The following is a 24,327-nucleotide window of genomic DNA, read 5'->3' as shown; positions in this document are numbered from 1 at the left end:
CGGCGATACCCCAACAACCTGGTCGGCCTCGAGCCCCTGGATCGAGGGGACTGGCCAACATAGTTTCTCGGGTCCGTCATGATGGCCTTTCTCGAAAATCGCGCCCATCATGCCAGCGCCACGTGGGGAAAGGTTTCGATGACTGAAATCGCATCGTCGACCAGCTTCGTACCGGCCGTGGCGAGCTTCAGGAGCGTCTCGAAGCCAAACCGGTGGACATCGCGCAGCGTTTTGGACAAAACGACCAGCCGTCCGGTCGTGAAAAGCACCCGACCAAAACCCTCATGGCTCACCTGGATCATCGGCGATGCCATAAGGCCGCAGCGCTCCTCGATCGCAAGCCCGATGGCGGCGTAGTACTTGTCGAGCCTCCACAGCACGTCGGGATCGGGATCTCCGATGATTGGGATCCCTCGGCGCTGTTCCTTGGTAATGATGAAGTCGCCCAGCAGCTCAGCGTCCGCTTTGCGTTCCCACGAGCCATAGGAATCCTGAGAACGGATCAGCCGCACGAGGCATTTGACGAACGGGGTGCAAAGAGCCGCCTCGTCTTCGGCGACAGCTGGGGGGATTGCGGGGTCAGGCATTGGCGTCCTCCTCTTTTCAGTCCTCGTCCTCGAAGGACGGTTTCTTTTCGGCAATGCCCGCTCGCGCCAGCACCTTGCGCAGCCAGGGCGGAGGACACGTCCTGAGCATCATCTGCGTGCGCAAGAGCACCTGTGGGATCGATTGGGGCTCCGCCACTTTGATCGGGTGGATTTTTGCCGCGACAAGCTTGGCTGCCGAAGGGCCGCCAATTGCCAGACAAAACAGGATCTGACAGCCCTTGAGCGCATCCACCTTGGGCGTGATGCGGTCATCGCCCTCGGCCCGATGCTCCCCGCTTTCATCCGAAACGTCATCGAAGGCCACGGCTTCGACGAGATTCCATTCCTCGCGCGTCACGTCGTAGACAGCAAAGCGCCTGGCCGACCCGAAATGGGCATTGAGGTTCTGCATGTCCTGAGTGGCGATCGCAACGCGCAATGCGCCCGCACGTCGTTCAGGCATCGGGGCGAAAACCTCATTACTGACCAGCGAGAGGCGGCGAACAGCGTTCATGTGATATTTCTCGATTACGGAGTGGATCAAGCGCCTCAGGAGTGGGCGCGTGTTGGTTGGCCTGGAAGATGTTGGCGACCTCGAAGATCAGGTCGCGGGTGCCCTGATAGAGAATTGCGAGCTTGTGCTGGCTGCCTAGTCGATCGAAGACCGGGAACCCGATGCGCATGAGCGGAATTCGGAGCCGCTCCGATGCTTGGCGCCCGTGCGAATGCGTGACAAGCAGGTCAGCACCGACGGCAAGACTTTCCAGATCGCCGAGATCGCCGATCTGAACCGAAACCGCCGGGACTTTCTCGAGAATTTTAGACCTGTCGGTCGTTGTGACGGCCGCGGCTATCTCGGAGCCGAGGCCAGCAAAGAAGGTTGCAAGTTGGAACAGCTGGTCTGGTTCGGCAGCGATGGCAATTTTCTTGCCGCCGAAATGGAAATGTCCGTCGAGCATCGCGTCCTGCAATTGCGCCCGGCGCCGGCGCACGCGGGCCGGTACCGCCGCGCCCGAAATCGAAGACAGCAGCGACACGAAGCGGTCCGTGTCCTGCAGCCCAGTCAGTGACTGGAACAACACGTAAGGCACGCCGGTCAACCCGAGCAGCGCTTTCGCCGGGCGGCGCATGTGCTCACCGATGGCGATGCATTGCATGGCCGTGCCCAACTCGCGAATGTCCTCGACGCTGGTGCCGCCGTATGTGGTCGCTACCCAGCGGTCAGGAACCGTACCGTCGAGCGAGCCTGAGATGTCGGGCAGAATAACCGGCTTGAGCCCAAAGCTTTCAACCATGTCCCGCATATGCTCGACGTCGGCGACAGTGAGGTTGCATCCGGGCAGGATTGCGATCTTCATCGGGTGCCGCGCCCGTTCGCCCGAGCGTGTAATCCCTTCGATCATTGCGGTGACTGCCCTGGCCCAGCCCTCTTCGATCGCGCCGTCAAAATCCGGCGTGTTGGCCAGCACGACCTCCGTACCCGCAAGCTCTTGCGTGTGCTTCAGCTTGACGTTGGCAATATCACCCGCGCAATCTTCGCCACGCGTCTCCACGAGCGCGGTCGTGCACACCCCGATCAGCTTTGGCTTCGTGCGGTTCTTGAGGTTGAGGATCGCCTCTTCCAGATGGTCGGCTGCGCCGAGGATGGTCGCCACCTCATCCATCGCCGTAGTCTGCAAGGGAATCGCTTCTTTGAAGTGCCGCACGAAGAGAACGAGCGCAAAGCTTGTGCATCCCTGGCTGCCGTGGAACAGCGGCATCGCACCGTCGACGCCAAGAAAGGCAAAGGCGGCACCCAGCGGCTGCGACGACTTCAGCGGGTTGACCGCAGCCGATTTGCTCTGGAGAAGGATGCGGGCCATCGGTCGCCTCAACACTCGTGTGCCGTCGCGCAGGCGAATTCATCAAACAGGTACGCGGTCTCGTTCCTCGTGCACGGCAATTCGCCTATCAGCTCAGGCTGGCAATCCCACGGGGCCGGCTGGCGCACCTGAGACCAGATCGGATTGTGAATGGCGAGGTCGATCTGGCGTACGAGTTCCACCATGCCGTCATAGCCGGCATAAGGATGCTGGCGCTCCTGGTTGATATCGAGCCAGGGCGTCTTGGCCTTGAGCGCAATGAATTGCGTGCGACCGCCCGACAGCATGATATCGGCCCTGTGTTCAGAGAGCATGGCGTACAGCTCGCGCGCAGCCATGGATTCGAACATGTGCTTGTCGTGCTTGAGAACTTGTTTGATGCGCTCCTTGTCCTGCACCGTAGATTTCTTGACCGAGGTGCCGACGATCTCGATTCCGATCTCCATCAGCGCATGGACAACCGACCAGGACTTCACACCGCCTGTGTTGAGCAGCACGCGCTTGCCTTGGAGCCTTTGCCGGTAGGATTCGAGTTTCTTCCACGCGATCGCCTCCTGCTGCGCGATTAGCGTCTCTGTGCGCTCGAGGATCTCCGGATCGGCGCCCTTCCTCACCAGCAGCCTGACAAGGTTGCGAAGAGCTTGCGATGTGTCGGAGATGCCATAGAAGGAGCCCTCGAAGAACGGGATGTCCCAGCGCTCCTCCATCTTGCGGGCAAGACTGATCAGCGCGGTCGAGCACACCATCATTGCCGCCCGGGCGCGGTGCGCGGAAGCAATGTCGCGGTAACGCGCATCGCCGGGAATGCAGGCGCGCACCCGGATCCCGAGCCGATCGAGGAGCGGCTTTACAAGCCAGAATTCGCCCGAGAGGTTGAATTCGCCAAGGATGTTGATGTCGTAGGGCCCAGAGTCGTCGGGTTCGACCGTGCCGATGACATGATCGAGCAACGCCTCGGCGGCGAGCTTGTTGCCGAGGTTCTTGGAGCCTGCCAGGCCAGGCGCATTGATCGGCACCACGGCCAAACCGAACTTTTCCGTGGCGCGTTTGCACACGGCCTCGATGTCGTCACCGATCAGCGCCGTTACGCAAGTCGAGTAGACGAAGATCGCCGGCGGCGCGTATGTGTGCTTGATCTCGCGGATCGCCTTGAAGAGTTTCCGCTCGCCCTGCCCCATCACCAGGTCGAGTTCGGTGAGGTCGGTCGTGAAGCTTGTCCGCCACAAGGTCGGTCCTGACGAAACCGCACCACGGTTGTCCCAAGAATTGCCCTCGCAGGCAAGCGGCGCATGGACCAGATGCGCAACGTCGGTGATCGGCTGCAGGACGATCTTGGCTCCGTCAAAGGCGCAGCCGCCGGCTGCCGCCCCTGGTGTCAGCGACTTCGAGCAGCCCTCCTTGCGCGCCTTGGCATCTTTGCCACGGTTCTTATCGCAGGCGGGCTCATCGAAGGCGTCCTTGATTTTGGCGCTGAGGGAGGACATTGCTCAGCCTCCCCAGTCCATTGGGCAAGGAATGGCCTCGGCGAAAAGCCGGCCACGGCTCTTAGCGCGTGAGGTCATAGGAATAATCCGTCACACCCGTCTCGCTCGTCTCGCGATCGAGTTTGTCGAAGATCTTGTCGAGGATCGTCGTAAGCACGCGCAACGCGCCCTGGTAGCCAAAGAGCGCAAAGCGGTGATGATGGTGCCGATCGAAGATCGGAAACATCAGCCGGATCAGCGGCGTTCCGGTGTCGCGCTCCAGGTACTTGCCGTAGGAATTGCCGATCAAAAGGTCCACCGGCTCGGTAAAGAGCAGTGAGCGCAGCGCCCACAGGTCCTTGCCCGCCCAAACCTGGGCAGCCTTGCCGAAAGGCGAGGATGCTAGCAGCTTCTTCAAATCGGCTTCCCATGCCGAGGTGCCATTGGTGGCGAGGCAATGGGTTGGCTCGCCGCCGGTCTCCATGACAAAGCGGGCCATCGCGTGAACGAAGTCGGGATCGCCGTAGATGGCGTATTTCTTACCATGCAACCAGGATTGGCTGTCCGCCATGGCGTCTACCAGTCGGCCGCGCTCGAGGCGAATTGCCTCGGGGATCTCCTTGCCGGAAATCGCCGCGACCTCCATCAGGAATTCGTCGGTCGCCTGAACGCCGAGCGGATAGTGGAACGAGGCCGTCGCCTGCCCGACCTCCTCGCAATAGCCCAGCGTCTTTCGGGTGTTGTGATGCTGCAGCGAAAGCGTTGCCTCGGCGTTGAGGGCCTTCTTCACCTCGTTGATCTTCGTGCCCCCGTCATACATGCGGTATTCACCGTCCGAAGGCGTATCGAACTGGTCAGAGGCATCCTGGATGAATGTGTAGGACACGCCCATTACATCGAGCAGGCGCTTGAGCTCCCGGTTGTTGCCGACGCAGAAGCCGTCGAAGCCCGGAATGATGTTGATGGCTCCTTCGACTTGCGTACGCTCCTGGCCTTTCCAGAAGTGCTCCAAAATGCCTTTGACCATGTTGTCATAGCCGTCGACATGACTGCCAACGAAGGCCGGCGTGTGGGCAAAGGGCACGTCGAAGTCGCGCGGGACTGAATCTTCGTCCTTGGCGTTCTGGATGAAGCTGTGCAGGTCGTCGCCAATGACCTCTGCCATACAGGTCGTCGACACGGCAATCATCTTCGGGTCGTAGAGCTGGTAGGTGTTGGCGAGCCCGTCGACCATGTTCTTCAGGCCGCCAAACACCGCCGCATCCTCGGTCATTGAGGAGGAGACCGCCGCGGCAGGCTCCTTGAAATGGCGCGACAGGTGCGAGCGGTAATAGGCGACGCAACCTTGGCTGCCGTGGACGAAGGACATGGTTCGTTCGAAGCCGGCGGCAGCGAATACCGCACCCAGCGGCTGGCAGGCCTTGGCCGGGTTCACGACAAGCGCTTTGCGGGCGAGGTTCTTTTCGCGGTATTCCCACGTCTGGGTGAAATCGCGCTGATCGGAAACGATCTCATCGGGGTGCGGACATTCGAAGTTTAGCTTCTTCTCAGCGAGCATCTTTCTGTATTCCGGCTCGCGGAACAGGGGAGCGTGATCGAGAATTTTTTCAGCCGACTGCGGCATGATGATTACCTCTTTTGCATCTGGCTGCGCGGTACGGCAGCTCAGGACGTCAAGACGTTCCAGGCTCCGGCGGATCAGAGGCCGCGGGAGTTCACCGTCTCAGTGGGAGACTGGGGCTAAAGCAGATGTTTATTCGGCAGCCATCGCCCGCTCATCGCCCCGGCTTCTTTTCCAAGGCGCGTGGAATAGGTCCCAGACCGGGTTGTTGATGGCGAGATCCACATCACGTGCGAAAATGGCAAAGCCATCGTACCCGTGATACGGGCCTGAATAATCCCAGGAATGCATCTGGCGGAACGGTATGCCCATCTTCTGCACCGGGTATTTTTCTTTGATTCCCGAGCCGACCAGATTTGGGCGAATCCCTTCGATGAATTTCTCCAACTCATAGCCGGTCACGTCATCATAGATCAGCGTGCCGTTCTTCACGTAGTGGCCGGTGCGCTGATAGTCGTCGCTGTGGGCGAATTCATAGCCGGTGCCCACGATGACCATGCCGAGGTCCTCGTAGGCCGTGACGACGTGGCGGGGGCGCAGGCCGCCGACATAGAGCATCACGGTATTTCCTTCCAGGCGCGACAGGTACTTGGCGATGACCGCATCAACAAGCGGCCTGTACTTGGCAATGACCTTTTCGGTCTTTTCCTCGATTTCCGGCCCAAAATGCTTGGCTATGTTGCGCAGAGAGGCTTCGATCTGGGAGGGACCGAAGAAATTGTACTCCATCCAAGCGACGCCATACTTTTCCTCCATATGCCGACAGATGTAGTTCATCGACCGGTAGCAGTGGATAAGATTGAGCTTAGCCTTCGGGGCGCGCTCGATCTCTGCGAGTGTGGCGTCACCCGACCAGTTGCCGACCACGCGCAGCCCTATCTCCTCAAGCAGTATGCGCGAGGCCCAGGCATCGCCGCCGATATTGTAGTCGCCGATGACGTTGACGTCGTAGGGGCCGGCCTCGAACTTGACATCCTTTTTGTCGAAGACCCAATCCCGGATCGCATCATTGGCGATGTGGTGGCCAAGCGACTGCGAGACGCCGCGGAAACCCTCGCAGCGTACCGGCACGATCGTCTTGTCATACTCCTTGGTCTTTTTGCGAGAAACCGCCTCGGTGTCATCGCCAATCAGGCCGATAGGGCATTCGGATTGCACGGTGATGCCGTTGTTGAGCGGAAACAAGACTTCAATCTCGTCAATGATCTGTTCCAGCTTCTTGTCGCCGCCGAAGACGATGTCCTTCTCCTGGAAATCGGAGGTGAACTGCATTGTCCCGAACGTGTCGACGCCCGTCGTACCGACGTAGTAGTTGCGGCGCTGCGACCAAGAGTATTGGCCGCAGCCGACCGGGCCGTGCGAGATATGGACCATATCCTTGACTGGCCCCCACACCACGCCTTTCGAACCCGCATATGCACAGCCGCGAATCGTCATCACCCCGGGAATGGACTTGATGTTCGATTTGACGTCGCATTCGGAAAGGACCTCGCTTTCCCCGCCAGCCTCGTTGCCGCTCTTTGCGACGTTGAGGTGCTTCTTGCGGCGCTTCGCCGCCTTGTCGGGATAATGCGACAACACCTCTTCGATAAGCTTCGCATGAAGAGCACCGTCATTCTCGTATTCCCGGCTCATGAGTCCCCTTTCAAGGTTGGGTGACGCCTCAACGAATAGGCGCCGTTCTCTGCAAGGCGCGCCGATTCATGGCAGCGCTAATGTCACTACTGGGCCGCCGCCTTCGCCGCTTCCTTGGAGTGAAGCTCGGCAAGCATCTGCTCGTCGGTCTTCATGATGCCGAAGTCGAGCAGCATCTCCTCCAGCTCCTCCATGGTGATCGGCGTCGGGATCGTACCCTGGCCCGAATTGGCGTGGATCTTCTCGGCCAGAGCGCGGTATTCCCCTGCCTGCTTGGAGTCCGGCGCGTACTGGATCACCGACATCTTCCTGAGTTCGGCATGCTGGACGATGTTGTCGCGGGGCACGAAGTGGATGAGCTTGGAATTCAATCGGCCAGCCAGTGCTTCGGCCAGATCGAGTTCACGGTCGGTTTGACGTTCATTGCAGATCAGCCCGCCCAGCCGCACACCGCCCGAATGGGCATATTTGAGGATGCCCTTGGCGATGTTATTGGCGGCATAGAGCGCCATCATCTCGCCGGACATGACGATGTAGATCTCCTGGGCCTTGCCTTCGCGGATCGGCATGGCGAAGCCGCCGCATACCACGTCGCCGAGGACGTCATAGGAGACATAATCGACATCGTCATAAGCGCCATTCTCCTCGAGGAAATTGATCGAGGTGATGACGCCGCGGCCGGCGCAACCGACACCCGGCTCGGGGCCGCCGGACTCCACGCACTTGATGCCTCTGTAGCCGACCTTGAGCACGTCCTGGAGTTCGAGGTCTTCCACCGAACCTTCCTGTGCGGCGAGATCCAGGACGGTATCCTGAGCTTTCGAATTCAGGATCAAGCGTGTGGAATCGGCTTTGGGGTCGCATCCTACGATGAGGATTCTCTGCCCGAGGTCGACAAGGGCGGCGAGCGTATTTTGGGAGGTGGTGGACTTGCCGATGCCGCCTTTGCCGTAAAAGGCGATCTGACGCAGACCTGACATAATAGCTTTCCTTCCTTCGTTCTAGTCATCGCGACTGCCCGCGACACAAGTGCCGATAGGCAGCTCGTGCCGCCTCACACCAAGCATCGCAAAAAGCGTACCAGCGTGATCGGCCGATCCGAGAAGAAACTTCGTTATTAAATTCCAGCCACTTAGACGGCGGCAAAACGCGCGAGCGGGCCTTTCAGGCGTCTGTCACGGACACGACAAAGCCGACACAGATTGTCGTGCGCCATCGAAACCGCCCTGTGTCGAGCTCGAAGCGGGATAATGGGGAGCTAGCCCAAAGCTGATGGCGAGACCATCGGAAGACGTCGGCTATTGTCTTTCCAGCCTGCGGTCGCTGGATGAGCAGGAGCCTGGGGCTTGACCGCCGCGCGGAATAGTTCAGGCAGGCTTGCGGAGCGGGAACGCCGGCGGCCGATAGACATCCGCGCTTAACCTTTCATAGCCCGTCTACGAGTTGGTTCCGCCGACGCGCTATATCGAAGGCAAATAATTCAGTACCTTAGCACGAGATCATTGATATTTTCAAAAAGATACGTATTATACGGATATAACGGATTATCGGGACAATTCTATGTCGGTCATTAGCTCGGTTGAATTTCAGCGCAACTTAGGGGTGTATCAGGACAAGGCGCTAGCGGAACCCGTGATCATCAGCAAGAATGGCCGCGAACGGCTTGTGCTGCTTTCGGTCGATGAATACCAGCGCCTAAAGGCGCATCGTGACGGCACTAGCGCGGGGCCTGAGAACGCAGCCCCCCCTGCTTTGCAGAGCACGGCGCACTTTTCACTTAAGAACCAAATACCAACCGAGCCACTAAGGGAATTGCTGTCGCACTTTCATTCGATCAAATCTGCCTTCGTGTACGGTTCAGTCGCCAAAGGCACGGACACAGAACGCAGCGATATCGATTTGATGGTGGTCGGCGATAACCTGAACCTCTCTGAACTTTATTCAGCCGCACAAAACGCGGAACTGAGACTAGGCCGAAAGGTCAGTCCGACATTTCTGTCGCCGGAGGAATGGCAACGAAAGGCGTCGCAGAAAGGGTCGTTTGTCCGAAAGGTAAGTACCCTTCCAAAGATTTTCCTCATCGGCTCGGAGAAAGATTTACAAGCGTGGGCAAGCAAGAACTAGACAACCTCGTAAAGATTGGGCTGATGAAAAGTGAGCCCCCATCGCTGTCCGAATATGACGGCATGCTGGGTGGCGCCCGCAAGAATTTAACTGACGCACAGAAAGGTCTCGACCCCGACAGCCAATTCACTCTCTTATATGGAGCTGCGCATCGGCTTGCCCTGGCAGCCCTACGCCGCGAAGGCTATCGCTCGGACAATCGCACTTCGGTGTTTCAAGCGCTCGTTCATACCGTCGGAACCGACAAGGCTGACATTCAGATTTTTCTAAAGCGCACAACGAGCGAAACCTCTCCGAGTACGAGGGGCACACAGACATTGATGCCAAATTGCTAGCTAACCTTATTGAGTGCACCACGAGGCTAGAGGTTTCGGTTGGCAAACTAGAACCGCCAGAAGATGACGAGTGAGCGGCAACCGAACGCGCGGGCAAAGGGTTGCGCCTTTTCGTTGTTGGTCAGCACGGTGCGCCACTACGGCTTCTCGAGAACGCTCACGATGTAAGTAGCCACCCGCTTGTCTGCATAGGGCTAATATGCACCTGGTCATGATAGATGGGCATACTGCCCCGCGGGGAGAAAGAGCGAGGGCAAACGGCGCTATGTAGACAATGAGTACAACCGCCGAACCCATGGCCGGCGCCATCATGCGCGTGAGACCCCGTTGTGGGCGAGGCTCGCGACTGGCTGCACGATCCTAGCCGGCCTGCTTGCCATTGAGTTTGGTCCCGCCGCGGTAGGCTGCGGCATCAAGGGCAACATCAGCTACAACTTGACCTCTGCATGATGAGAGCAGCTTTTACACCAGGTGCGCAGCACATGTCTTTAACGAACGCATCGCCTTCAAGAATATAGAGAGCAATTCGGAAAACCGAGTAGTTGGCGGCGAAGCTAAGAGAAGGTATACACCGCCCTCTTGTTACCCCAGAGTAGAACGTGCAGCTGCGGCAAGACGCGGGCTTCGAACCACCTGTCGCTGGTCACCTTTTCGGCCAGCTATTCCATGCGCATCATATTCCGTCGGACTCGACAGAGACGTCTTCATTGCCACGGCGGGGCGGCGTGTGATTGCCGGGTTGCAGACAAACCTCGCCGCGACGTCTTTGGGACGAGTGGTGCCGGCACCGAATCCCTATCCTTTAGACTAGCCAGCTTGGGGAGCGCCGTCAGACCGCCAGACCGGAAGAGGAGGCTTCGCGCCAATTTGTGCCAAGAATGTTGGACCGTGCGGAACCGCTGGGGCGGCGCTCAACTCTGGCGCAGGATGAAGCGTCGATTGGGTGAATGAAAAGGGCGCGCGTTCACGGGTAAAGTGAGGTAAATCGCTGGATGTCTGCCGGATCAACGTCAACCGGTTCCATCGCCACCATCCACTCGACGTTTTCGGCGCACGGCGGCGTCGTCAGTGAGCCCTCATAAGTCCAATAGCCAAGCGACGCTGGCAGAAGCCAGTTGGGATTCACCTCGTCGATCGTAACCTCCCCATTCGGCAGTTCGGGAAAGGCCGCAGCAAGGGCAGCAAAGCTGGCATTTGTCGCGCCGGGCGTTAAAAAGACGCCCAGCACGCCCAGAGTACCACTTTGCGTGTCCTTGTGAACGAAATGCACCTCCAGCGGGAAGCTCTTGCCCGCCACGTGATGTTCGCTTGGCGCATGGAAATGGAACTGTACCAGTTCGTAGACACGATCGCCGCGGGTCAGCGTGCTGCCTTGTGGCATATTGATTTGAATGGTGTGGCCGTTGTTCACCATATTGCCGCCGCCCTTGTGCCAGCCGATGGCGATATGCGGGATATCCGCCTTGACCGCGCTGTTGATATCGATCGGCGATTGCTGCGTGCCGGCAGAGCATACGAAATTTTTCTTATCCAGATCAGCCCAGTGCTCCGGTCCGACCGGACCGGTGTATCCCCAATGGGCACTGGTCGCTTGGGCGGCTTGAACGCAAATCCGGCATGCGCCGAGCGCAACCAACCCTTTGATCAGGTGACGACGATACATATTGCTTTTGCTCCTCTTGCGAACTGATGTTGGTGGCTGCCCTAATGGACCCGTGATGGCCAATCGGCGCGGCCACTATTGTCCTTTGCAACTGACGGATGCCCGCATGCCTTGGCGTGCTTTTATAAGTGCGGCTGCCGTTTCTCGGCCGGCCGGCTTCTGCAGCCCGCAACGGACGCAGTTTCAACCAGCTAGACGATAAAAATTCGAGCAGACCAGCGCTTGACCCCCGCCGCAAAGGCACAGGCGAAGGTGATCACTGCGCGGCTCGCCGTTCGCGCCTGAGGCCGCATCGCTACACTTTACACTCGCCGCCCAAGGAGACGCAGGCGACCCCAATACGTTTTCATCGCTACTCCTGACGCAGCCGACGACGCCACGAAGACGTTGCTATATTTCACGTTGGGCCAGTGAGGAAATCGATCTTCTTTATGGAAGGCATTTACGCAATGGATGCATTCCCATGCACATCGCCGTTCTGTTTAGCAGCTGCCGTTGACCGGCGGGCCAGCCCCGTTGGGCGTTCTGGTGTCTGACAGTCGAGCGTCAGGCCGGACAATGAGATACATCGATAAGAGCTGAACAAGGATGAGGGGATGACGTGCTTGCGACGGAGGAAACAGTCAAGCAGGTGGGGCGAGAAGGCCAGTTCTTGCGGATTTCAACTTTGCGTGACGACAGCTCATCGGAGTCAAGGTGACACACGCCGGCAGCGGGTGTCCGGGCGGTTTCCAGCCGCACAATCGCGAGACCGCTGGCGCGAACAAAGCTCGGCTGTACTCGGCACGCGAAGAGAGCCTGCCAAGCCGTCGGAGCCCGGCCTTCCGGTGCGACGCAAGCCGCAGACTAGACCGCCCTCTTGTTACCCCAAAGCAGAACGTGCAGCTGCGGCAACACGCGGGCTTCGAACCACCTGTCGCTGGTCACCCTTTCGACAAGCCATTCCATTCGCATCATTATTCCGTCCAAGTCGACAGAGGCGTCTTCACTGCCGGGGCGCGGCGGCGTGTGATTGCCGGGTTGCAGATAGATCGGAAGGTGCGGATATCGCGCCGCGACTTCTTTGGCGTAGGCATAGTCACTCTCGTCGAAAACGACGAGCTTGAGCACGATTTGCGGCTTCTCTTGCGCCGCTTCGAGGCACGCCTCAAACGCAGCCCAACGGGTCGTCATTTCGCTGGACGGCGGCTTTGGGCTAAGGGTCAGCACGTCAAGATCCGCAAACCACTCCCTCACCACGGAACCCTGCGTTTCCAGTGCAAAACGATAGCCCTCGCGATGGCCTCGTTCTATGAGGGGACCGAACGGCTGAATGGCCGGGTTGCCGCCTGACAAGGAGACCATAACCGGCCTGCCGCCGGAAAGCGCATGGACGGTTTGCCACACGGCATCGATCGGCATCGGTAGCCATTCATGGCGATACTGATTGTCCACCGCGTGAAGGCTGTCGCACCATGAACAGCGATAATCACATCCGCCGGTTCTGATGAACACCGTCGGCAAGCCGATGAGCACGCCCTCGCCCTGGATCGTCGGCCCGAATATCTCGCTCACACGGATTACGGGATGCATGTCGGTCACGGACGGTATTCCGCCCAAGTTTTCGGTGTTTCGCTAACGCGCACGGCCGCGGTCTGCGGCAGACGTGCCTTGCACCATTCATAGAAATGTCTGGCCAGGCATTCCGCCGTGACCTTCTCATGTCCCAGCACGTCGTTGAGGTGCCGATGGTCGAAGCTCTCGTCAATGTAGCGTTTGAGCGGCGCCAGATCGTGATAGTCGCGCACGAAGCCGTGGGCGTCCAGTTCCTTGGCCGACAGCTCCACTACGACGACATAGTTATGCCCGTGCAGGCGCGCACATTGATGGTTGGGAGGCAAGGAGGTGAGCTGATGCGAGGCCGAGAAGTGGAATTCCTTGCTGATGTGGAACATTACGCGCGCCTCCTGCGCAGCGCCTCGAGCCAGAAATCGGCGTCCTCGTAGTCGGTGGGATCAGCGTGCCCGGCGAGATGGAACGCTTCGCGCCGCTCGACGCAGGTCCCGCATCGTCCGCAGTGACGCACGCCGCCCTTGTAACAGGACCAGGTCTCGGCAAACGGGGTGCCGTATCTTGCGCCATCCGCAACAATGTCAGCTTTTCCGAGATTCACATACGGTGCATAGAGGCGTATCTGCGCATAGCCGTCGAGCGCGCGGTCTTGCATTGTCTGGAAAGCTTCAATGAAGGCCGGACGGCAATCGGGATAGATGAAGTGGTCCCCACCATGCATGGCCGCCGCCACCGCTTCGGCGTTGTGGGCGGCGGCGAGACCGAAGGCGATTGCCAACATGATGGCATTGCGGTTCGGCACCACCGTAATCTTCATCGTGTCTTCGGCGTAGTGGCCGTCCGGCACGTCGACACTGTCGGTCAGCGCTGAGCCGGAAAGGCCACGGCCGATTTCGCCGATGTCGATGATCTGGTGCGGGACCTTCAGTCGCTGCGCGCAAAGAGCGGCGAAGCCCAATTCCTTCCTGTGCCGTTGGCCATAGTCGAAAGATAGAAGGCCGGTGAGTTCGTGCTCCGCTGCCACCATGTGAGCAAGGGAAACGGAGTCCAATCCGCCAGAGCAGACGGCGAGAGTCTTCATCATTGGTATCCTTGTTTTGACCGGGTAAGGCTGCGACCGGAGATTTCTCTGCGCCCCCACTACTCCAGCGACTCAATTTTGTGAACCGGGAGAATTTCCGCACAGCCCGATTGGAGCGAGCATGGGTCGCAAGGAGCGATCTTGCCGGTGATCTCGAAAACCTGATCTCCTCCGGCACGCAGGCCAAGGACCCGATCCGCCTCTCGACCGAATCCGCCAAAGCTGACCGCGCGCATTTCCTCAACTTGTTGCGGGAAAACGAATACGCCCGCACCAATGCCGCAGCGGAACTCGACCGTGCCAAGCGACTGCTTTCGGCTTCTGCAGCGCCCGCGAAAACTGTTGAAGAAAAGACTTTCGCCCTCCACAACATTGAGCTCCAGGGCGAGATCCTGGCCCGGCGAAAAATCGCCGAATGAAACCAGCAACTCTTCGACATCAACCTGCGCCTCAAGGAGCTCACGGCCACTTTGCATGAGCTCGAGAACGAGCGGGATCTGACTCATATTCGAGCCCCAGTACTCTTGAGCAATTCTCAGGCCTCACTTCCGGCAGCTACGTACAGGCCGGGCAAAACGTCGGTTGGGTTTCGCCGGTACCGAACTGGTGGTGGAAATCTACGTTCCCCCCAAAGACATCGCTTTTGTGCACCCGGGCCAGTCGGTGCATATCCAAATCGATGCCTACAAACTACAATCAATGGGGTGTCACTGACGCCAAGGTGCTCAACGTGGCGCAGGACTCCATTCTCCACGGCGGGAGCCCTTCTTCAAGGTCCCCCTTGCGCTGTCTCGCAACCAACTCGTCCTTAAGAACGGGGGCATCGCTCACCTGAAGAAAGGCATTACCGTTTGGGCACGCTTTCTCGTTGCAGGCCGCACTTTGCTGCAACTCCTCTATGATAAAGTCGACGATTAGCTCAATCCGCTCTACGCGGGCGACTAATCTTCAATTTCCAGACAGTCAGCGAGCCGCCATGTCAAGCAAGGTCAGCAAGTTTAAGCAGCGCGATATCACCGATTGCGGGGCGACCAGTCTTGCTTGTGTCGCTGCCTTCTATGGCCACAAGCTGCTTTTGTCGCGCATTCGCCAGCATGCCTCGACCGACCACTCTGGCACCACTGTGCTCGGTCTCTTGGAAGCTGAAGAAGGCTTGGTTTCTTAGCCAAGGGCGTGAGGGGTGGCTTCGACCGCCTCGACAAAATCCCCAAGCCCGCTATCGCGCACGTCGTCATCAAATTTGCGTTTGGACTTGGCGTCATACAGTGCCGCTGGATAGAGCCCGCCGCCCTGATCTCCGGCGGGTCTAATCAGAGCCCCCAGCTCCGCTGATGAGCCAGGCGCGGGTGCCTCGGGGCTTCCTAGCCTGCACAGCCTTCATGGGACATGGTCAGGATACCTGTTAGATGAACTCCGATTAGTCTGGACATTCTGCGCGTTCGGATACGCGGCAACGTGAACTTTCCACCCTGCACGCATCCCGACTCGCCCCCTCAGTCACCGGTATGTTTCGTGATCCACTCGCGATAATACGACACGCGCGTATACACACCGTATGTCCTTCCGCAACCGGCCCCACTCGAGACAATTCCAACCAAGATAGGGTTTTTGCCATGGGCTTTGGTCAGAGGACCTCCACTGTCCCCTTGGCAAGGATCGGTCCCGCCGCTTTCGGTTCCGGCGCACATCATCCCAGGAAAGATCTCCTCCCCATATTTGCGGCTGCACGTTTTGTTGTCGACGTATGGGACCTTGCCCTCTCGGAGCTCTTCTGATTCCTCTCCACCATGTCGTGTAACTCCCTTACCCGTCACGGTAAGGAGCTCGCCATTAGGAATGTCCATCCGGGGGGTAGCAAGGGGAATGGCCACTGCGGGTAGCGTACTGCGCACCCGCACGAGCGCCAGATCATGTTTGAATGTCTTCGCGACATATTCTTCGTGAACAATAAAGTCCGTTACATCTAACGAAACGCCATTCTTCACAAAGGCCTCGACCTTGGTTGCACCCGCTAAACAGTGTGCCGCTGTGAGGATCCATTGGTCTCCGATCACCACTCCACCGCATAGATAAGATTTATCCTCTCTGACAATTTTATCCTCTGTGACAATATTGAGTTCGACGTACCAAGGATGCTCTTTAGACGTGGTCCGCTTGCCGCGGACGATATCGAGCCCGCCTTGTACAGAAGTTTGAGCATGGGCGTGTTTTCCACCAAAAAGGGCTGCGAGCGCGCAGAGGGCATGACGACGGGTGATGGGGGGCATCGGTTTCCTCGTACTATTTGCATTACATCGTGCGGCCGTGTGCCGTTGGCGCGCCACCCTGCCTGCCCACCCATTAGCTGGCAACCCTCGTCTCGGATGTGATTCAGAATGCCGCAGGCAAACATGCTTTGTCCTCGATAGGACGCTCTGGTTGCCGTGGGCGGACGACTTCTTCGGAAAGCGCGACGACGGCACGGGGTCCGTTATAGGCAGGCTCTCCATGCTGATGCAGCTCGAGACCCTCAGGGTTACTCGCCGCGCCGATGGCTCTCATGGCCAAGGCCGACGGCTCACGAAAATATGTCGGGGCCGCGGTGATCGGTCTGAACCGCGCCATGAAGGAACGGCTCTACGAGCGCGTCGCCGGATGCCCGGCCGGGCGCGCAAAGGAATTCCGATCAAGAAGCCGAACGCGCAGTGGATCAAGCCCGGCCTGGTCGGCCACATCAGCTTCCTGAAAGGCGAGGGCGGGCTGCGCCATGCCACTCTGACCGATGTTCGAGAGGACTAGTCGGCCCCGCAGATCGGTTCACCGGAAGGCATCCGAGCTGGCGCTCGGCGTTTTTTTAGCGCTTTGGCTGTTCGGGGTCGTCTGAGACAAACGACCCCGATGACCACGTCCATAACAGCTTCCAAGAGCGGCTTGCTGTCTTCGTCGCGGGCTTCAACGGTAAGGCGGCGGCAAATGACGGTGGGGGTGACTTCCCGCGCATAGTCTGTCAGCGCGGCGAAAGCCTCGAGCCTGACGGAATCCATGCCGCCGGCTAACCATGTCCCTTCAGTGTCGGAAAAGAGCCGATCATTGTTGCGTACGTCAAAATAATTAAGGGAAAGGGCGGCCATGTGATCTCCTATGGGCTCACTGCTGTCGAGGGTCCCTACAGCCTTCAGCGGAGTGGACTGCTACCGATAAGCCTTTCGTACTCGGCTTCCGGTGGGCCATAGCTGCCATCGGCCAGTTTGATCAGTCCTTCCCAATCACGGATGACGATCTTGCCGCACGTGGCGCGGATCAAGCCATTGCCTTCCAGGACCTCGATGGCGACGGTTACGCCCGGCCGCCTCACGCCGAGCATGATCGACAGGAATTCGCGCGTGAGTTTCAGCTCGGGGCCAGCGCGATCCTCACACAACAGCAGCCATCGGACGAGACGGCTTTCGAGCCCCTGGCGGGCGTTCGCGTGAGAGCGGTGTAGCTGGTCTGCACCATCAGGCATTGCACGAAGCGCAGAAGAAACAGCCGCAGGGTGGGACTTTGCTCGAGTGCCTCATGAAAGGGGGCTATCGGAATGCGCATCGCCTCTCCGGCGAGCTGGACGACGCAATCATGCGGCGCCAGATTGTCGCCGAGGACGACAACCGTTCCTGTCATGCCTTTGTGGCCCAGAATGCCGGCTTCGGCATCCCGGCCGGGCGCCATTTTGGCGATGATAGAGCCGAAGCCCTCCTCTATGAAGTACACGAAGTTGATCGGCCTGCCTTGCTGTTCAAGGCGATCGCTCAGTGCCAGTTCGACGTGCTCCAGATCCGGCGAGAGCAGGGACCCATCCTGCTGGTCGAGCAGGCCAAGAAGTCTGTTTCTGTATGGGGAATTTGCGGAGTGCGGCACTGCAACCGTCGCGGCAGGAATGTCATCGGGACTGAAATGGGCGAGGGCTGCAGTATCGCGGTCGGCGACCAAGCACCGGCCTAGTGTTTACGCCTGACACAAGAGTCCGGCCCCCACAACCGTTTCGGAATGAGCAGCAGCGCTGCCGCTGCTCCTCCAATCACACAACGGATTCACGATGCGGCAACTCGAGCCATGATTTCGGATCGAATGGTCGATGCGGTGTATAGCGAGGCATCCAGCGGCAAATCCCCAAATGCCAGTTGACACAGAAGATAATTAGCACCTGCCTCTTCCAGCTGATCAAGGAGAGCTTTTCGGACAGAAGCTGCCGTTCCCACGACGCACAATTCACTTTCAATTGCTGCATCGAAGTTCAAAGGCAAGTTTGGTGGAGTGGGAATGGCATTTAGTTCGTATAGAAATTTGAAGCTCTTGAGCCATCGTTCATAGGCAGGTGCTGCGAGCAAATACGCATCTGTTTCAGAACGCCCTATCACCACCATTCGGAGCAATCCAAGAAATGGCGCTTGGTGGCCAATGTCAGCATCGTGAATTCGGGCGGCGCGGAACGCGTCGGTAACGCTGCGAACAGAAGTGGAAGGTCCGACGCAGGCGATGTTTGCCCCATTCGCGGCGGCCCAGCTAGCCGGCTCGGGTCGATTGGTGGCGATCCATGTCGGCGGCTGGGGATATTGGTGAGGTCTCAACGTCAGCGGAACGTCTTTCAACTCAAAGTGGCGGCCCTCATAAGAAAGCGTCCCGCCTTTCATCGCATTGATGAGAATCTCGCTGGCCTCCGTGTACTGTTCTGGTGCTGCTTCTACAGCAACCCCGAAGTATCCCAATTCAGTCGGAGCAGAGCCGCGCCCTATGCCGAGTTCAAGCCTGCCGCCGCTCAACTGATCAAGCATGCAGATCTCCTCGAAGGCACGCAGCGGATGATAGAGCGCAAGTAGCATTACCATGGGACCAACACGAAGACTGCGGGTTCGCTGGGCGACGCTCGCTAAGAACAAATTCGGTGATGGACCTCTGCCATGTGGCGTACAGTGGTGCTCTGCGAGATGATACGCATAAAAGCCATAGCCATCGCACGCTTCTGCTAGGCTCAGCCGATCTGCATATTGTTGGGCGATGTCATCGCCGTTTTCGTCCAGATGATCGAAGATGCCGAAGGTTAGGCCCGAAGCGAAAATTTTCGTCAATTAATTATTCTCCAAATTACCTATGATTTATCCACTATTGGAAACATCATAACTTATAACACATCGACACTTATTACTTAATACATTTCCAATGCAATGTGAATTGACTTCATGCTTGCGCACACCGCGATTCCTCTTAAAGTTCATACAGACGTGTTTGGCGGCAGCAAGGAATTTGTCCATCTGCTCTGTGCTACCAATGCTGACGCGAATGCAGTTCTTCAAATCTATGTCAGGAAAGCTGGCGATGAGGATCTTCTGCTCTTTCAACGCGGCTTGCCAGCATGAGCCCTCCTGTCCCGCCGGCACACGGGCCAGCAAAAAGTTTGCGTGGGAGGGTGTTACGGAAAAGCCAAGTTGCAACAGCGCCAGGGTCACTCGCTGTCGTTCATGCTTGATGTGCCTGTGGTTCTCTTCGTAGGCGTGGCGATGCGCAAGAATGCTTTTCCCGACCGCCTGCCCGATCACGTTCATGTTGAAGACATTCTGGATGTTGCGCAGCCTGCCAATGATTTCTGGGTGACCGAAACCGAAGCCGACTCGCACGCCAGCGGCAGCATAGCTCTTTGAAAAAGTCCTCAAGATCAAAAGATTCGGATGTCTATTGACGAGGCGCAGGGCATGGTCGGGTGCGAAGTCAACGTAGGCCTCATCCAAGACGATCAAGCGATCTGCTTGCTCCACAAGGCGTTCGATTTCGGCCACCGGCACGAATGTTCCGGTCGGATTGTTCGGATTAGCCAACAGAATGAACTTCGCGTCTTTTGCGGGGCCGGACAGAAGTTTTTCTATCGGCAGGGGATGAGCTTCGCTCGATGCGATTTCGAGAAACTCGGCACCCTGTAACATGGCAAGTTTACGGTTGAACGAAAATCCGGGCGACAGCATCGCCACTGTATCTCCTGGGGCGAGGAAAGCTCTGTAGATGAGTCCGAGCAGTTCCGACGAACCGTTGCCGGCAATCACCTGATCTTTGGAAAATCCGTAAGCGTCGGAGGCAGCTGCCCTTAAGCTGAGATTGTCGTCTTCCGGATAAAGATAATGGTGTTCGATCGCAGCAATTGCACTTTGCATTACGCTCTTCGGCAACGGAAACGGGTTCTCGTTCGTATTTAGCTTAACGTAATTTGCATCCGTCGCTGGTCCGTTGGACGAGAGAGCATCTAATTTGCTGGCCACCGGCGAGAAGAGCGAAAGCACGGTCTTCAGTTTTGCATCGCACATGTTCTTCTCCGTTTTTCAGTCCCGCAGGGCATGTGACATGAGGCAATCGTTGATCGTGACTTGATCGACGTTCGGCTATGTCAGCGCTGCCTTCCCACCTTGGTGGGATCGCCGACCACGGTTTGGATTTGACACCGGGAAGCTGTCGAGAACCTGATGACGACCCAACGTGTGGCCGACGGCCGATTCGGCGCAACAGACGGTGTTTCAACATCGCATCGTCGTCAAAGCCGCATGCAGGGCCAGCACGACAGCCCGCCTCCAGCGCCCGCAGAAATAGGTGGAAACCGAGGTCTTGCCGAACCTCAGTTGCTCTGCCACCTCGCCCACCGGACTGCCCTGTTTACGGGTCAGGCGCAGGATCGTCCGGGTATCTTTGACGCTCGTTCGTCTTGCTTGCTTCCGTCTTGGCATGGGCTCTCTCGGTTCGCTGATGAGAGAGCCAAATACCGGCTCATCTGAGCATGAGACGCGGGCCTGACGATATGGAGCGTCTCTGGTGGCGCGCGTAGCCAAGAGGGTTCGCCTCGCTGGCGGGGCATGCAAGACGGCGCACCTCCTTGGCTATCCTGTCCCATCGTCTCAACGACTTCGCAGAGGTTGATATTCTGCAGTGACTTTCGTCTCGCTGCTGCACGGCATTGACGCTGGGAGCCATGCTCGCGTGGCGCAATTGTGCTGAAGAACGGTGCCCACGGCAACGTTTCTTAACCCGCCCCAGGTCCTGGCGTTTGGCTAATTTCCGACATTCGTGTCCGGCTTCGGACAAAGGCCGGGTTTGCCGAACGGAGTCCCACCCAATTTCCAGTGCTGCTTGAGCAATAATATCGACCGGCATTACTGCACAACACGAAAGTTGCTGCAAAAACCGAAGTGAACCCAAGGCATGGGGTCAATTGGCATGGCGCTTGCGACTCGGTCGCTAGAACGCAGTCAAAACCACGGTTGGAGACCATGCCTACCTCTCAAAGCTCGATAAAGCACGCGAGCAAACATTCCCCGTCCCCGCGGAAAACTGGAAGCTCGTCGCCGTTAAACGTCCCTGCTCGGGGGCGGTCTTGCACAAGACTGGTCCGAGGCAACCACGCCAGGGCGAAAGGCTGCCGGAACTGTCCACCGAAGTCGATGCCGCTTCAGTTTAACCGAAAAATGCACCGTACCACTTTGGCCTGGGAGCAAATCAATGACCGATAGAAAGAACGTTCCTCTCGTGACCTTTCGCACGCGTGTTCGCGATGAGTCGATCGGGGGGCCAAATCCTTATCGGTGGGAGAACAAGACCTCCGACGATTATTTCGGGGGCAAGCGCGTTATCCTGTTCTCGCTGCCTGGCGCCTTCACCCCGACCTGCTCGACCTTCCAACTGCCCGATTTCGAAAAACTCTATGATCAATTTCTGGAACTGCGAATTGACGCGATCTACTGCGTCTCAGTCAACGATGCTTTCGTCATGAATGCGTGGGGAAAGTCCTTGGGGCTGCAGAAGATCGAGCTGATCCCAGACGGGTCGGGCGAGTTCACGCGCAAGATGGGCATGCTGGTCGCGAAGGACAATCTGGGCTTTGGCATGCGCTCCTGGCGATACGCCGCTCTGATCGACGATGGCGTGGTGGAGCAGTGGTTCGAGGAGGAAGGCTTCTGTGACAACTGCGAGACGGACCCCTATGGCGTTTCATCCCCGCAAAACGTTCTCGACAAACTGAAGGCGGCGGCATGACCCAGAAGTGGCAAGTCTCACACAACCCCAGCACACACTAGAGCCTCCTCGGCAGATTACCGGTTCAACATGCATCTCTCAGCAAGCCTGCTTCAACGCCAGAAGCAACGTATGGTCTTATCGCCTCAAGCCATTGAAGCTATTCGCTTGCTGCGATTGACGCATACTGAACTCCATCAGCTCGTGGAGCAGGCACTCGAGAAGAACCCCGTTTTGAAGCCTGACCCGTTTGACGACGTTTCGCCGCTGTCAGGGGTGGATCAGCGGAGCAGTCAAAGCAGAAGCGAAATCGGCGAATCGCCCATTGGCGGGCCGTCTGGCGGGCGCGGGCAATGGAAGTCGCAACGCAGTAGCGGCAACGATCGACCTGCCGTCGAGGAGTTTACCGCCCACACCGAAACATTGCACGACCATGTCGCCCGCCAGGTCGCCCTCACCCCGTTCACCCCGCAGGAGCGGCTGATTGCCGGACAGCTCGCCGCCCATCTGGAGGACACTGGCTATCTTCAGGTAAACCTTTTCGATCTGGCCGGGAGGTTAAACGTTCGGCAAGCTGATGTGGAACGGGTCATCGGAATCTTGCAGCAATTTGATCCGCCGGGGATTTTTGCGCGAACTCTCAGCGAATGCCTGGAGATTCAGCTGCGCCAGCAAGACCGGTTCGACCCGGCTATGGCAGCTTTGGTCGCCAATCTCGAGATGCTTGCACGGGGGGATTTTCAGGGATTGAAGCAGCGTTGCGGAGTCGACGAGGAGGATCTCCTCGACATGAGGAACGAAATCCGCGCGCTCGATCCCAAGCCTGGAGACCGGTTCCAGTCCGGGACGCCGGAAACCATCGTACCGGACGTCTGGGTAATGCCCAAGTCCGAAGGTGGATGGCGGGTGGAGCTTGATCCGGCCACGCTGCCCAAAGTGTTGATCAACCACACCTATGTCGCCGAAATCTCGCAGCTGACCAATCAAAATCCGGAAGGCAAAGCGTTTCTCGACCATTGCCAGGAAAAAGGGAACTGGCTGATCAGCTGTCTCGAGCAGCGCGCTAAGACGATCCTTAAGGTTGCGACCGAAATCGTGCGCCAGCAGGATGCCTTTTTTACACACGGCGTCGCCCATCTGCGGCCTCTCTGTCTCAAAAATGTCGCTGACGGGATCAAAATGCACCAGTCGACGGTAAGCCGGGTGGCTTCGAACAGGTACATGTTAACTCCGCGCGGGGTGTTCGAGCTGAAGTATTTTTTCACAGCGACAATCGCATCCTGCGAGGGCGGCGACGCGCACTCCGCCAAATCTGTCCGCCATCGGATCAAGGCAATCATCGCCGAAGAATCGCTCGACAAGGTACTTTCCGACGAAGACATCGTTGCTCAGCTCAAGCAGACCGGCATCAATGTCGCTCGCCGTACCGTCACCAAATATCGCGAGGCGATGAACATCCCTTCCTCCATACTACGGCGCCGTGATAAGCGGTTGTCCGCAGCTGCGATCAAGCGAAGTGACTAACCGGCATTCCTGGTCGGCGAGAGGCGACTCTCAACTTCCTCCGGGCCGAAGCAGCTTTCGAAGTCATGGCATTCCCGACAACTGGGTGCAGTGCATGACGAAAAGCCTTCGGCCTCACACAGCTTGCGGTAAAAGTACTTTTTCCATTTCATGTTTTCTGTGTTGCCTGCCGCCAGCGCGGGAAAATGTCTGGCAAGCAGGCGGCTGAGCTCAGCGCGATTTGAGAGGCCAAGATCCCGCCAAAGATGGTCCGTGCGCATCGCACGCCGGGCGATGATCTTGGCCAAGCGGGCGCTCGCCGGGTCGCCCGGCGCAGCATGCGCTAGCAGCAGCCGGCGCAGCAGCTCCTCTTCCAGTTCCGGCTCGGGCTCGCTCAACTCCTCCAAAGCGAATACGCTGCTGGAGGTAGACGGGAAAGTTGCGGCCAAGACATCACGCAATTCGACAGACGAAAGGCCTGTCCCCTCCGTCGCCAACACCTCGCCCGCCTGGACCTCCTCAAGCGAACGCGAAAGCACGCAGGGCAGCACATGCTGATCGAAGCTCCTCCCTAGCTCGGACCCACGCCATTGCGCGCGTGGATAGGCAGCCATCATCGTAACGGCCGGCTTCAGCTTCCGGCATGACAAAGCGCCTTGTTGACCGCAGGGATGATCTTGTCGCCCCAGAGCTCGATCTGGCGCAGCATCGTCTTTTGGTCGAAGTCGCCCAATTGAGTCTGAACTGCGATCTGGTCCGGTTTCAAGATATCGATCTCTTCCAGCAGGCGATCAATCACGCGATTTACGCTGCCAATCGGCAAATTTTTGCGCATGGTCTCGAAGGACAGATCCTGCTGGGTCGGTGTCTCCTGCAGCAAGTAGCCATCGTGGCTCTG

The 24,327-nt window shown here is 58.2% G+C and carries 22 protein-coding genes and 5 pseudogenes; 7 read left to right on the top strand and 20 right to left on the bottom strand.

Annotation, left to right across the window (positions count from 1 at the left end):
- Nucleotides 1–107: 107 nt before the first annotated feature.
- The 7 genes from EN742_RS00580 to nifH form a co-directional block, all read right to left on the bottom strand.
- Nucleotides 108–587 (bottom strand): NifX-associated nitrogen fixation protein, encoded by a 480-nt coding sequence (locus EN742_RS00580; protein WP_024505267.1) that lies wholly within the window; start codon nucleotides 585–587, stop codon nucleotides 108–110.
- A gap of 16 nt (nucleotides 588–603) precedes the next feature.
- Nucleotides 604–1,101, bottom strand: a complete 498-nt coding sequence (nifX, locus tag EN742_RS00575; protein ID WP_127323366.1) for a nitrogen fixation protein NifX — start codon at nucleotides 1,099–1,101, stop codon at nucleotides 604–606.
- Entirely contained in the window at nucleotides 1,067–2,449 is a 1,383-nt protein-coding gene (gene nifN / locus EN742_RS00570) for a nitrogenase iron-molybdenum cofactor biosynthesis protein NifN (protein WP_127323367.1), read from the bottom strand. The genes nifX and nifN overlap by 35 nt, the downstream gene beginning before the upstream one ends.
- Nucleotides 2,450–2,457: 8 nt before the next feature.
- Complete coding sequence (nifE, locus tag EN742_RS00565) at nucleotides 2,458–3,933, bottom strand: nitrogenase iron-molybdenum cofactor biosynthesis protein NifE (protein ID WP_128332212.1); 1,476 nt, start codon at nucleotides 3,931–3,933, stop codon at nucleotides 2,458–2,460.
- A gap of 61 nt (nucleotides 3,934–3,994) precedes the next feature.
- On the bottom strand, nucleotides 3,995–5,536 hold the full coding sequence (nifK, locus tag EN742_RS00560) for a nitrogenase molybdenum-iron protein subunit beta (protein WP_029356526.1): 1,542 nt from the start codon (nucleotides 5,534–5,536) through the stop codon (nucleotides 3,995–3,997).
- A gap of 129 nt (nucleotides 5,537–5,665) precedes the next feature.
- Nucleotides 5,666–7,168, bottom strand: coding sequence for a nitrogenase molybdenum-iron protein alpha chain (gene nifD, locus EN742_RS00555; protein WP_024505262.1), 1,503 nt, complete (start codon nucleotides 7,166–7,168; stop codon nucleotides 5,666–5,668).
- Nucleotides 7,169–7,254: 86 nt separating this feature from the next.
- Nucleotides 7,255–8,148 (bottom strand): nitrogenase iron protein, encoded by an 894-nt coding sequence (gene nifH, locus EN742_RS00550; protein ID WP_024505261.1) that lies wholly within the window; start codon nucleotides 8,146–8,148, stop codon nucleotides 7,255–7,257.
- 580 nt (nucleotides 8,149–8,728) lie between these two features.
- Between nifH and EN742_RS00545 the strand changes: the two genes are divergently transcribed.
- Nucleotides 8,729–9,292: a type II toxin-antitoxin system prevent-host-death family antitoxin gene (locus EN742_RS00545; RefSeq protein ID WP_245466524.1), complete on the top strand. Its 564-nt coding sequence runs from the start codon at nucleotides 8,729–8,731 to the stop codon at nucleotides 9,290–9,292.
- Nucleotides 9,274–9,627, top strand: coding sequence for a hypothetical protein (locus EN742_RS00540; protein WP_210211298.1), 354 nt, complete (start codon nucleotides 9,274–9,276; stop codon nucleotides 9,625–9,627). Before EN742_RS00545 ends, EN742_RS00540 begins: the two co-directional genes overlap by 19 nt.
- 554 nt (nucleotides 9,628–10,181) lie before the next feature.
- On the opposite strand, the pseudogene EN742_RS38935 reads toward EN742_RS00540, so the two are convergent.
- From EN742_RS38935 to queC, 5 genes and pseudogenes are all read right to left on the bottom strand, one after another.
- Nucleotides 10,182–10,378: pseudogene (locus EN742_RS38935) on the bottom strand (7-carboxy-7-deazaguanine synthase QueE); the annotation flags it as partial.
- A 160-nt stretch (nucleotides 10,379–10,538) separates the two neighbouring features.
- A pseudogene (locus EN742_RS00530) lies at nucleotides 10,539–11,290 on the bottom strand (carbonic anhydrase).
- A gap of 846 nt (nucleotides 11,291–12,136) precedes the next feature.
- Complete coding sequence (queE, locus tag EN742_RS00525) at nucleotides 12,137–12,862, bottom strand: 7-carboxy-7-deazaguanine synthase QueE (RefSeq protein ID WP_164747234.1); 726 nt, start codon at nucleotides 12,860–12,862, stop codon at nucleotides 12,137–12,139.
- Nucleotides 12,863–12,867: 5 nt separating this feature from the next.
- The gene (queD, locus tag EN742_RS00520; RefSeq protein ID WP_063169374.1) at nucleotides 12,868–13,224 is read right to left on the bottom strand and encodes a 6-carboxytetrahydropterin synthase QueD; all 357 of its coding nucleotides are present in this window, start codon (nucleotides 13,222–13,224) and stop codon (nucleotides 12,868–12,870) included.
- Nucleotides 13,224–13,922, bottom strand: coding sequence for a 7-cyano-7-deazaguanine synthase QueC (gene queC / locus EN742_RS00515; RefSeq protein ID WP_091599584.1), 699 nt, complete (start codon nucleotides 13,920–13,922; stop codon nucleotides 13,224–13,226). The genes queD and queC overlap by 1 nt, the downstream gene beginning before the upstream one ends.
- 128 nt (nucleotides 13,923–14,050) lie before the next feature.
- Here queC and EN742_RS00510 point away from each other — a divergent pair.
- Nucleotides 14,051–14,840, top strand: a pseudogene (locus tag EN742_RS00510) (HlyD family efflux transporter periplasmic adaptor subunit); the annotation flags it as partial.
- A gap of 58 nt (nucleotides 14,841–14,898) precedes the next feature.
- Nucleotides 14,899–15,155: pseudogene (locus EN742_RS00505) on the top strand (cysteine peptidase family C39 domain-containing protein); the annotation flags it as partial.
- 260 nt (nucleotides 15,156–15,415) lie between these two features.
- On the opposite strand, the gene EN742_RS00500 reads toward EN742_RS00505, so the two are convergent.
- Nucleotides 15,416–16,189, bottom strand: a complete 774-nt coding sequence (locus EN742_RS00500) for a serine protease (protein ID WP_164747232.1) — start codon at nucleotides 16,187–16,189, stop codon at nucleotides 15,416–15,418.
- Nucleotides 16,190–16,409: 220 nt separating this feature from the next.
- Here EN742_RS00500 and EN742_RS00495 point away from each other — a divergent pair, with 220 nt between their 5' ends.
- A complete protein-coding gene (locus tag EN742_RS00495; RefSeq protein WP_126057644.1) occupies nucleotides 16,410–16,700 on the top strand; it encodes a hypothetical protein in 291 nt (96 codons plus the stop codon).
- Here EN742_RS00495 and EN742_RS37715 read toward each other — a convergent pair.
- From EN742_RS37715 to hisC, 5 genes are all read right to left on the bottom strand, one after another.
- Nucleotides 16,697–17,032 (bottom strand): hypothetical protein, encoded by a 336-nt coding sequence (locus tag EN742_RS37715; RefSeq protein WP_187331497.1) that lies wholly within the window; start codon nucleotides 17,030–17,032, stop codon nucleotides 16,697–16,699. The genes EN742_RS00495 and EN742_RS37715 overlap by 4 nt on opposite strands.
- A gap of 44 nt (nucleotides 17,033–17,076) precedes the next feature.
- Nucleotides 17,077–17,406, bottom strand: coding sequence for a helix-turn-helix domain-containing protein (locus EN742_RS38930; RefSeq protein ID WP_245466525.1), 330 nt, complete (start codon nucleotides 17,404–17,406; stop codon nucleotides 17,077–17,079).
- Nucleotides 17,292–17,651, bottom strand: coding sequence for a hypothetical protein (locus EN742_RS40150; RefSeq protein ID WP_348628846.1), 360 nt, complete (start codon nucleotides 17,649–17,651; stop codon nucleotides 17,292–17,294). Before EN742_RS40150 ends, EN742_RS38930 begins: the two co-directional genes overlap by 115 nt.
- 320 nt (nucleotides 17,652–17,971) lie before the next feature.
- Nucleotides 17,972–19,006 carry an LLM class flavin-dependent oxidoreductase gene (locus EN742_RS00480; protein WP_091599482.1) on the bottom strand — a complete coding sequence of 345 codons (1,035 nt, stop codon included), beginning with the start codon at nucleotides 19,004–19,006 and terminating at the stop codon, nucleotides 17,972–17,974.
- Between the two features lie 27 nt (nucleotides 19,007–19,033).
- Complete coding sequence (hisC, locus tag EN742_RS00475) at nucleotides 19,034–20,230, bottom strand: histidinol-phosphate transaminase (RefSeq protein ID WP_091599485.1); 1,197 nt, start codon at nucleotides 20,228–20,230, stop codon at nucleotides 19,034–19,036.
- Nucleotides 20,231–21,413: 1,183 nt separating this feature from the next.
- Between hisC and EN742_RS00470 the strand changes: the two genes are divergently transcribed.
- Together EN742_RS00470 and rpoN are read left to right on the top strand one after the other, a co-directional pair.
- Nucleotides 21,414–21,947, top strand: a complete 534-nt coding sequence (locus tag EN742_RS00470; RefSeq protein WP_029356553.1) for a peroxiredoxin — start codon at nucleotides 21,414–21,416, stop codon at nucleotides 21,945–21,947.
- A 69-nt stretch (nucleotides 21,948–22,016) separates the two neighbouring features.
- Nucleotides 22,017–23,450 carry an RNA polymerase factor sigma-54 gene (rpoN, locus tag EN742_RS00465; RefSeq protein ID WP_091599489.1) on the top strand — a complete coding sequence of 478 codons (1,434 nt, stop codon included), beginning with the start codon at nucleotides 22,017–22,019 and terminating at the stop codon, nucleotides 23,448–23,450.
- Here the strand turns inward: rpoN and EN742_RS00460 are convergent.
- Together EN742_RS00460 and EN742_RS38920 are read right to left on the bottom strand one after the other, a co-directional pair.
- Nucleotides 23,447–24,046 carry a nitrogen fixation protein NifQ gene (locus tag EN742_RS00460; protein ID WP_126057643.1) on the bottom strand — a complete coding sequence of 200 codons (600 nt, stop codon included), beginning with the start codon at nucleotides 24,044–24,046 and terminating at the stop codon, nucleotides 23,447–23,449. The genes rpoN and EN742_RS00460 overlap by 4 nt on opposite strands.
- Before the next feature lie 14 nt (nucleotides 24,047–24,060).
- Nucleotides 24,061–24,327, bottom strand: a pseudogene (locus tag EN742_RS38920) (LLM class flavin-dependent oxidoreductase); the annotation flags it as partial.

The organism is Mesorhizobium sp. M4A.F.Ca.ET.020.02.1.1, assembly GCF_004022645.1.
In the GTDB taxonomy this organism is placed as follows: Bacteria; Pseudomonadota; Alphaproteobacteria; order Rhizobiales; family Rhizobiaceae; genus Mesorhizobium.
This window is presented reverse-complemented; position numbering and strand designations above follow the sequence as displayed.

Coding starts and splice junctions, on each gene's coding strand:
- nifD (WP_024505262.1), bottom strand. CDS start 7,168: ATGAGCCGGGAATACGAGAATGACGGTGCTCTTCATGCGAAGCTTATC.
- EN742_RS37715 (WP_187331497.1), bottom strand. CDS start 17,032: ATGGCCGCCCTTTCCCTTAATTATTTTGACGTACGCAACAATGATCGG.
- queE (WP_164747234.1), bottom strand. CDS start 12,862: ATGCATCCCGTAATCCGTGTGAGCGAGATATTCGGGCCGACGATCCAG.
- queC (WP_091599584.1), bottom strand. CDS start 13,922: ATGAAGACTCTCGCCGTCTGCTCTGGCGGATTGGACTCCGTTTCCCTT.
- queD (WP_063169374.1), bottom strand. CDS start 13,224: ATGTTCCACATCAGCAAGGAATTCCACTTCTCGGCCTCGCATCAGCTC.
- EN742_RS00470 (WP_029356553.1), top strand. CDS start 21,414: ATGACCGATAGAAAGAACGTTCCTCTCGTGACCTTTCGCACGCGTGTT.
- EN742_RS00500 (WP_164747232.1), bottom strand. CDS start 16,189: ATGCCCCCCATCACCCGTCGTCATGCCCTCTGCGCGCTCGCAGCCCTT.
- rpoN (WP_091599489.1), top strand. CDS start 22,017: ATGCATCTCTCAGCAAGCCTGCTTCAACGCCAGAAGCAACGTATGGTC.
- nifH (WP_024505261.1), bottom strand. CDS start 8,148: ATGTCAGGTCTGCGTCAGATCGCCTTTTACGGCAAAGGCGGCATCGGC.
- EN742_RS00580 (WP_024505267.1), bottom strand. CDS start 587: ATGCCTGACCCCGCAATCCCCCCAGCTGTCGCCGAAGACGAGGCGGCT.
- EN742_RS00545 (WP_245466524.1), top strand. CDS start 8,729: ATGTCGGTCATTAGCTCGGTTGAATTTCAGCGCAACTTAGGGGTGTAT.
- nifN (WP_127323367.1), bottom strand. CDS start 2,449: ATGGCCCGCATCCTTCTCCAGAGCAAATCGGCTGCGGTCAACCCGCTG.
- hisC (WP_091599485.1), bottom strand. CDS start 20,230: ATGTGCGATGCAAAACTGAAGACCGTGCTTTCGCTCTTCTCGCCGGTG.
- EN742_RS00460 (WP_126057643.1), bottom strand. CDS start 24,046: ATGATGGCTGCCTATCCACGCGCGCAATGGCGTGGGTCCGAGCTAGGG.
- EN742_RS00495 (WP_126057644.1), top strand. CDS start 16,410: ATGCTGATGCAGCTCGAGACCCTCAGGGTTACTCGCCGCGCCGATGGC.
- nifX (WP_127323366.1), bottom strand. CDS start 1,101: ATGAACGCTGTTCGCCGCCTCTCGCTGGTCAGTAATGAGGTTTTCGCC.
- EN742_RS38930 (WP_245466525.1), bottom strand. CDS start 17,406: ATGCCTGATGGTGCAGACCAGCTACACCGCTCTCACGCGAACGCCCGC.
- nifE (WP_128332212.1), bottom strand. CDS start 3,933: ATGTCCTCCCTCAGCGCCAAAATCAAGGACGCCTTCGATGAGCCCGCC.
- nifK (WP_029356526.1), bottom strand. CDS start 5,536: ATGCCGCAGTCGGCTGAAAAAATTCTCGATCACGCTCCCCTGTTCCGC.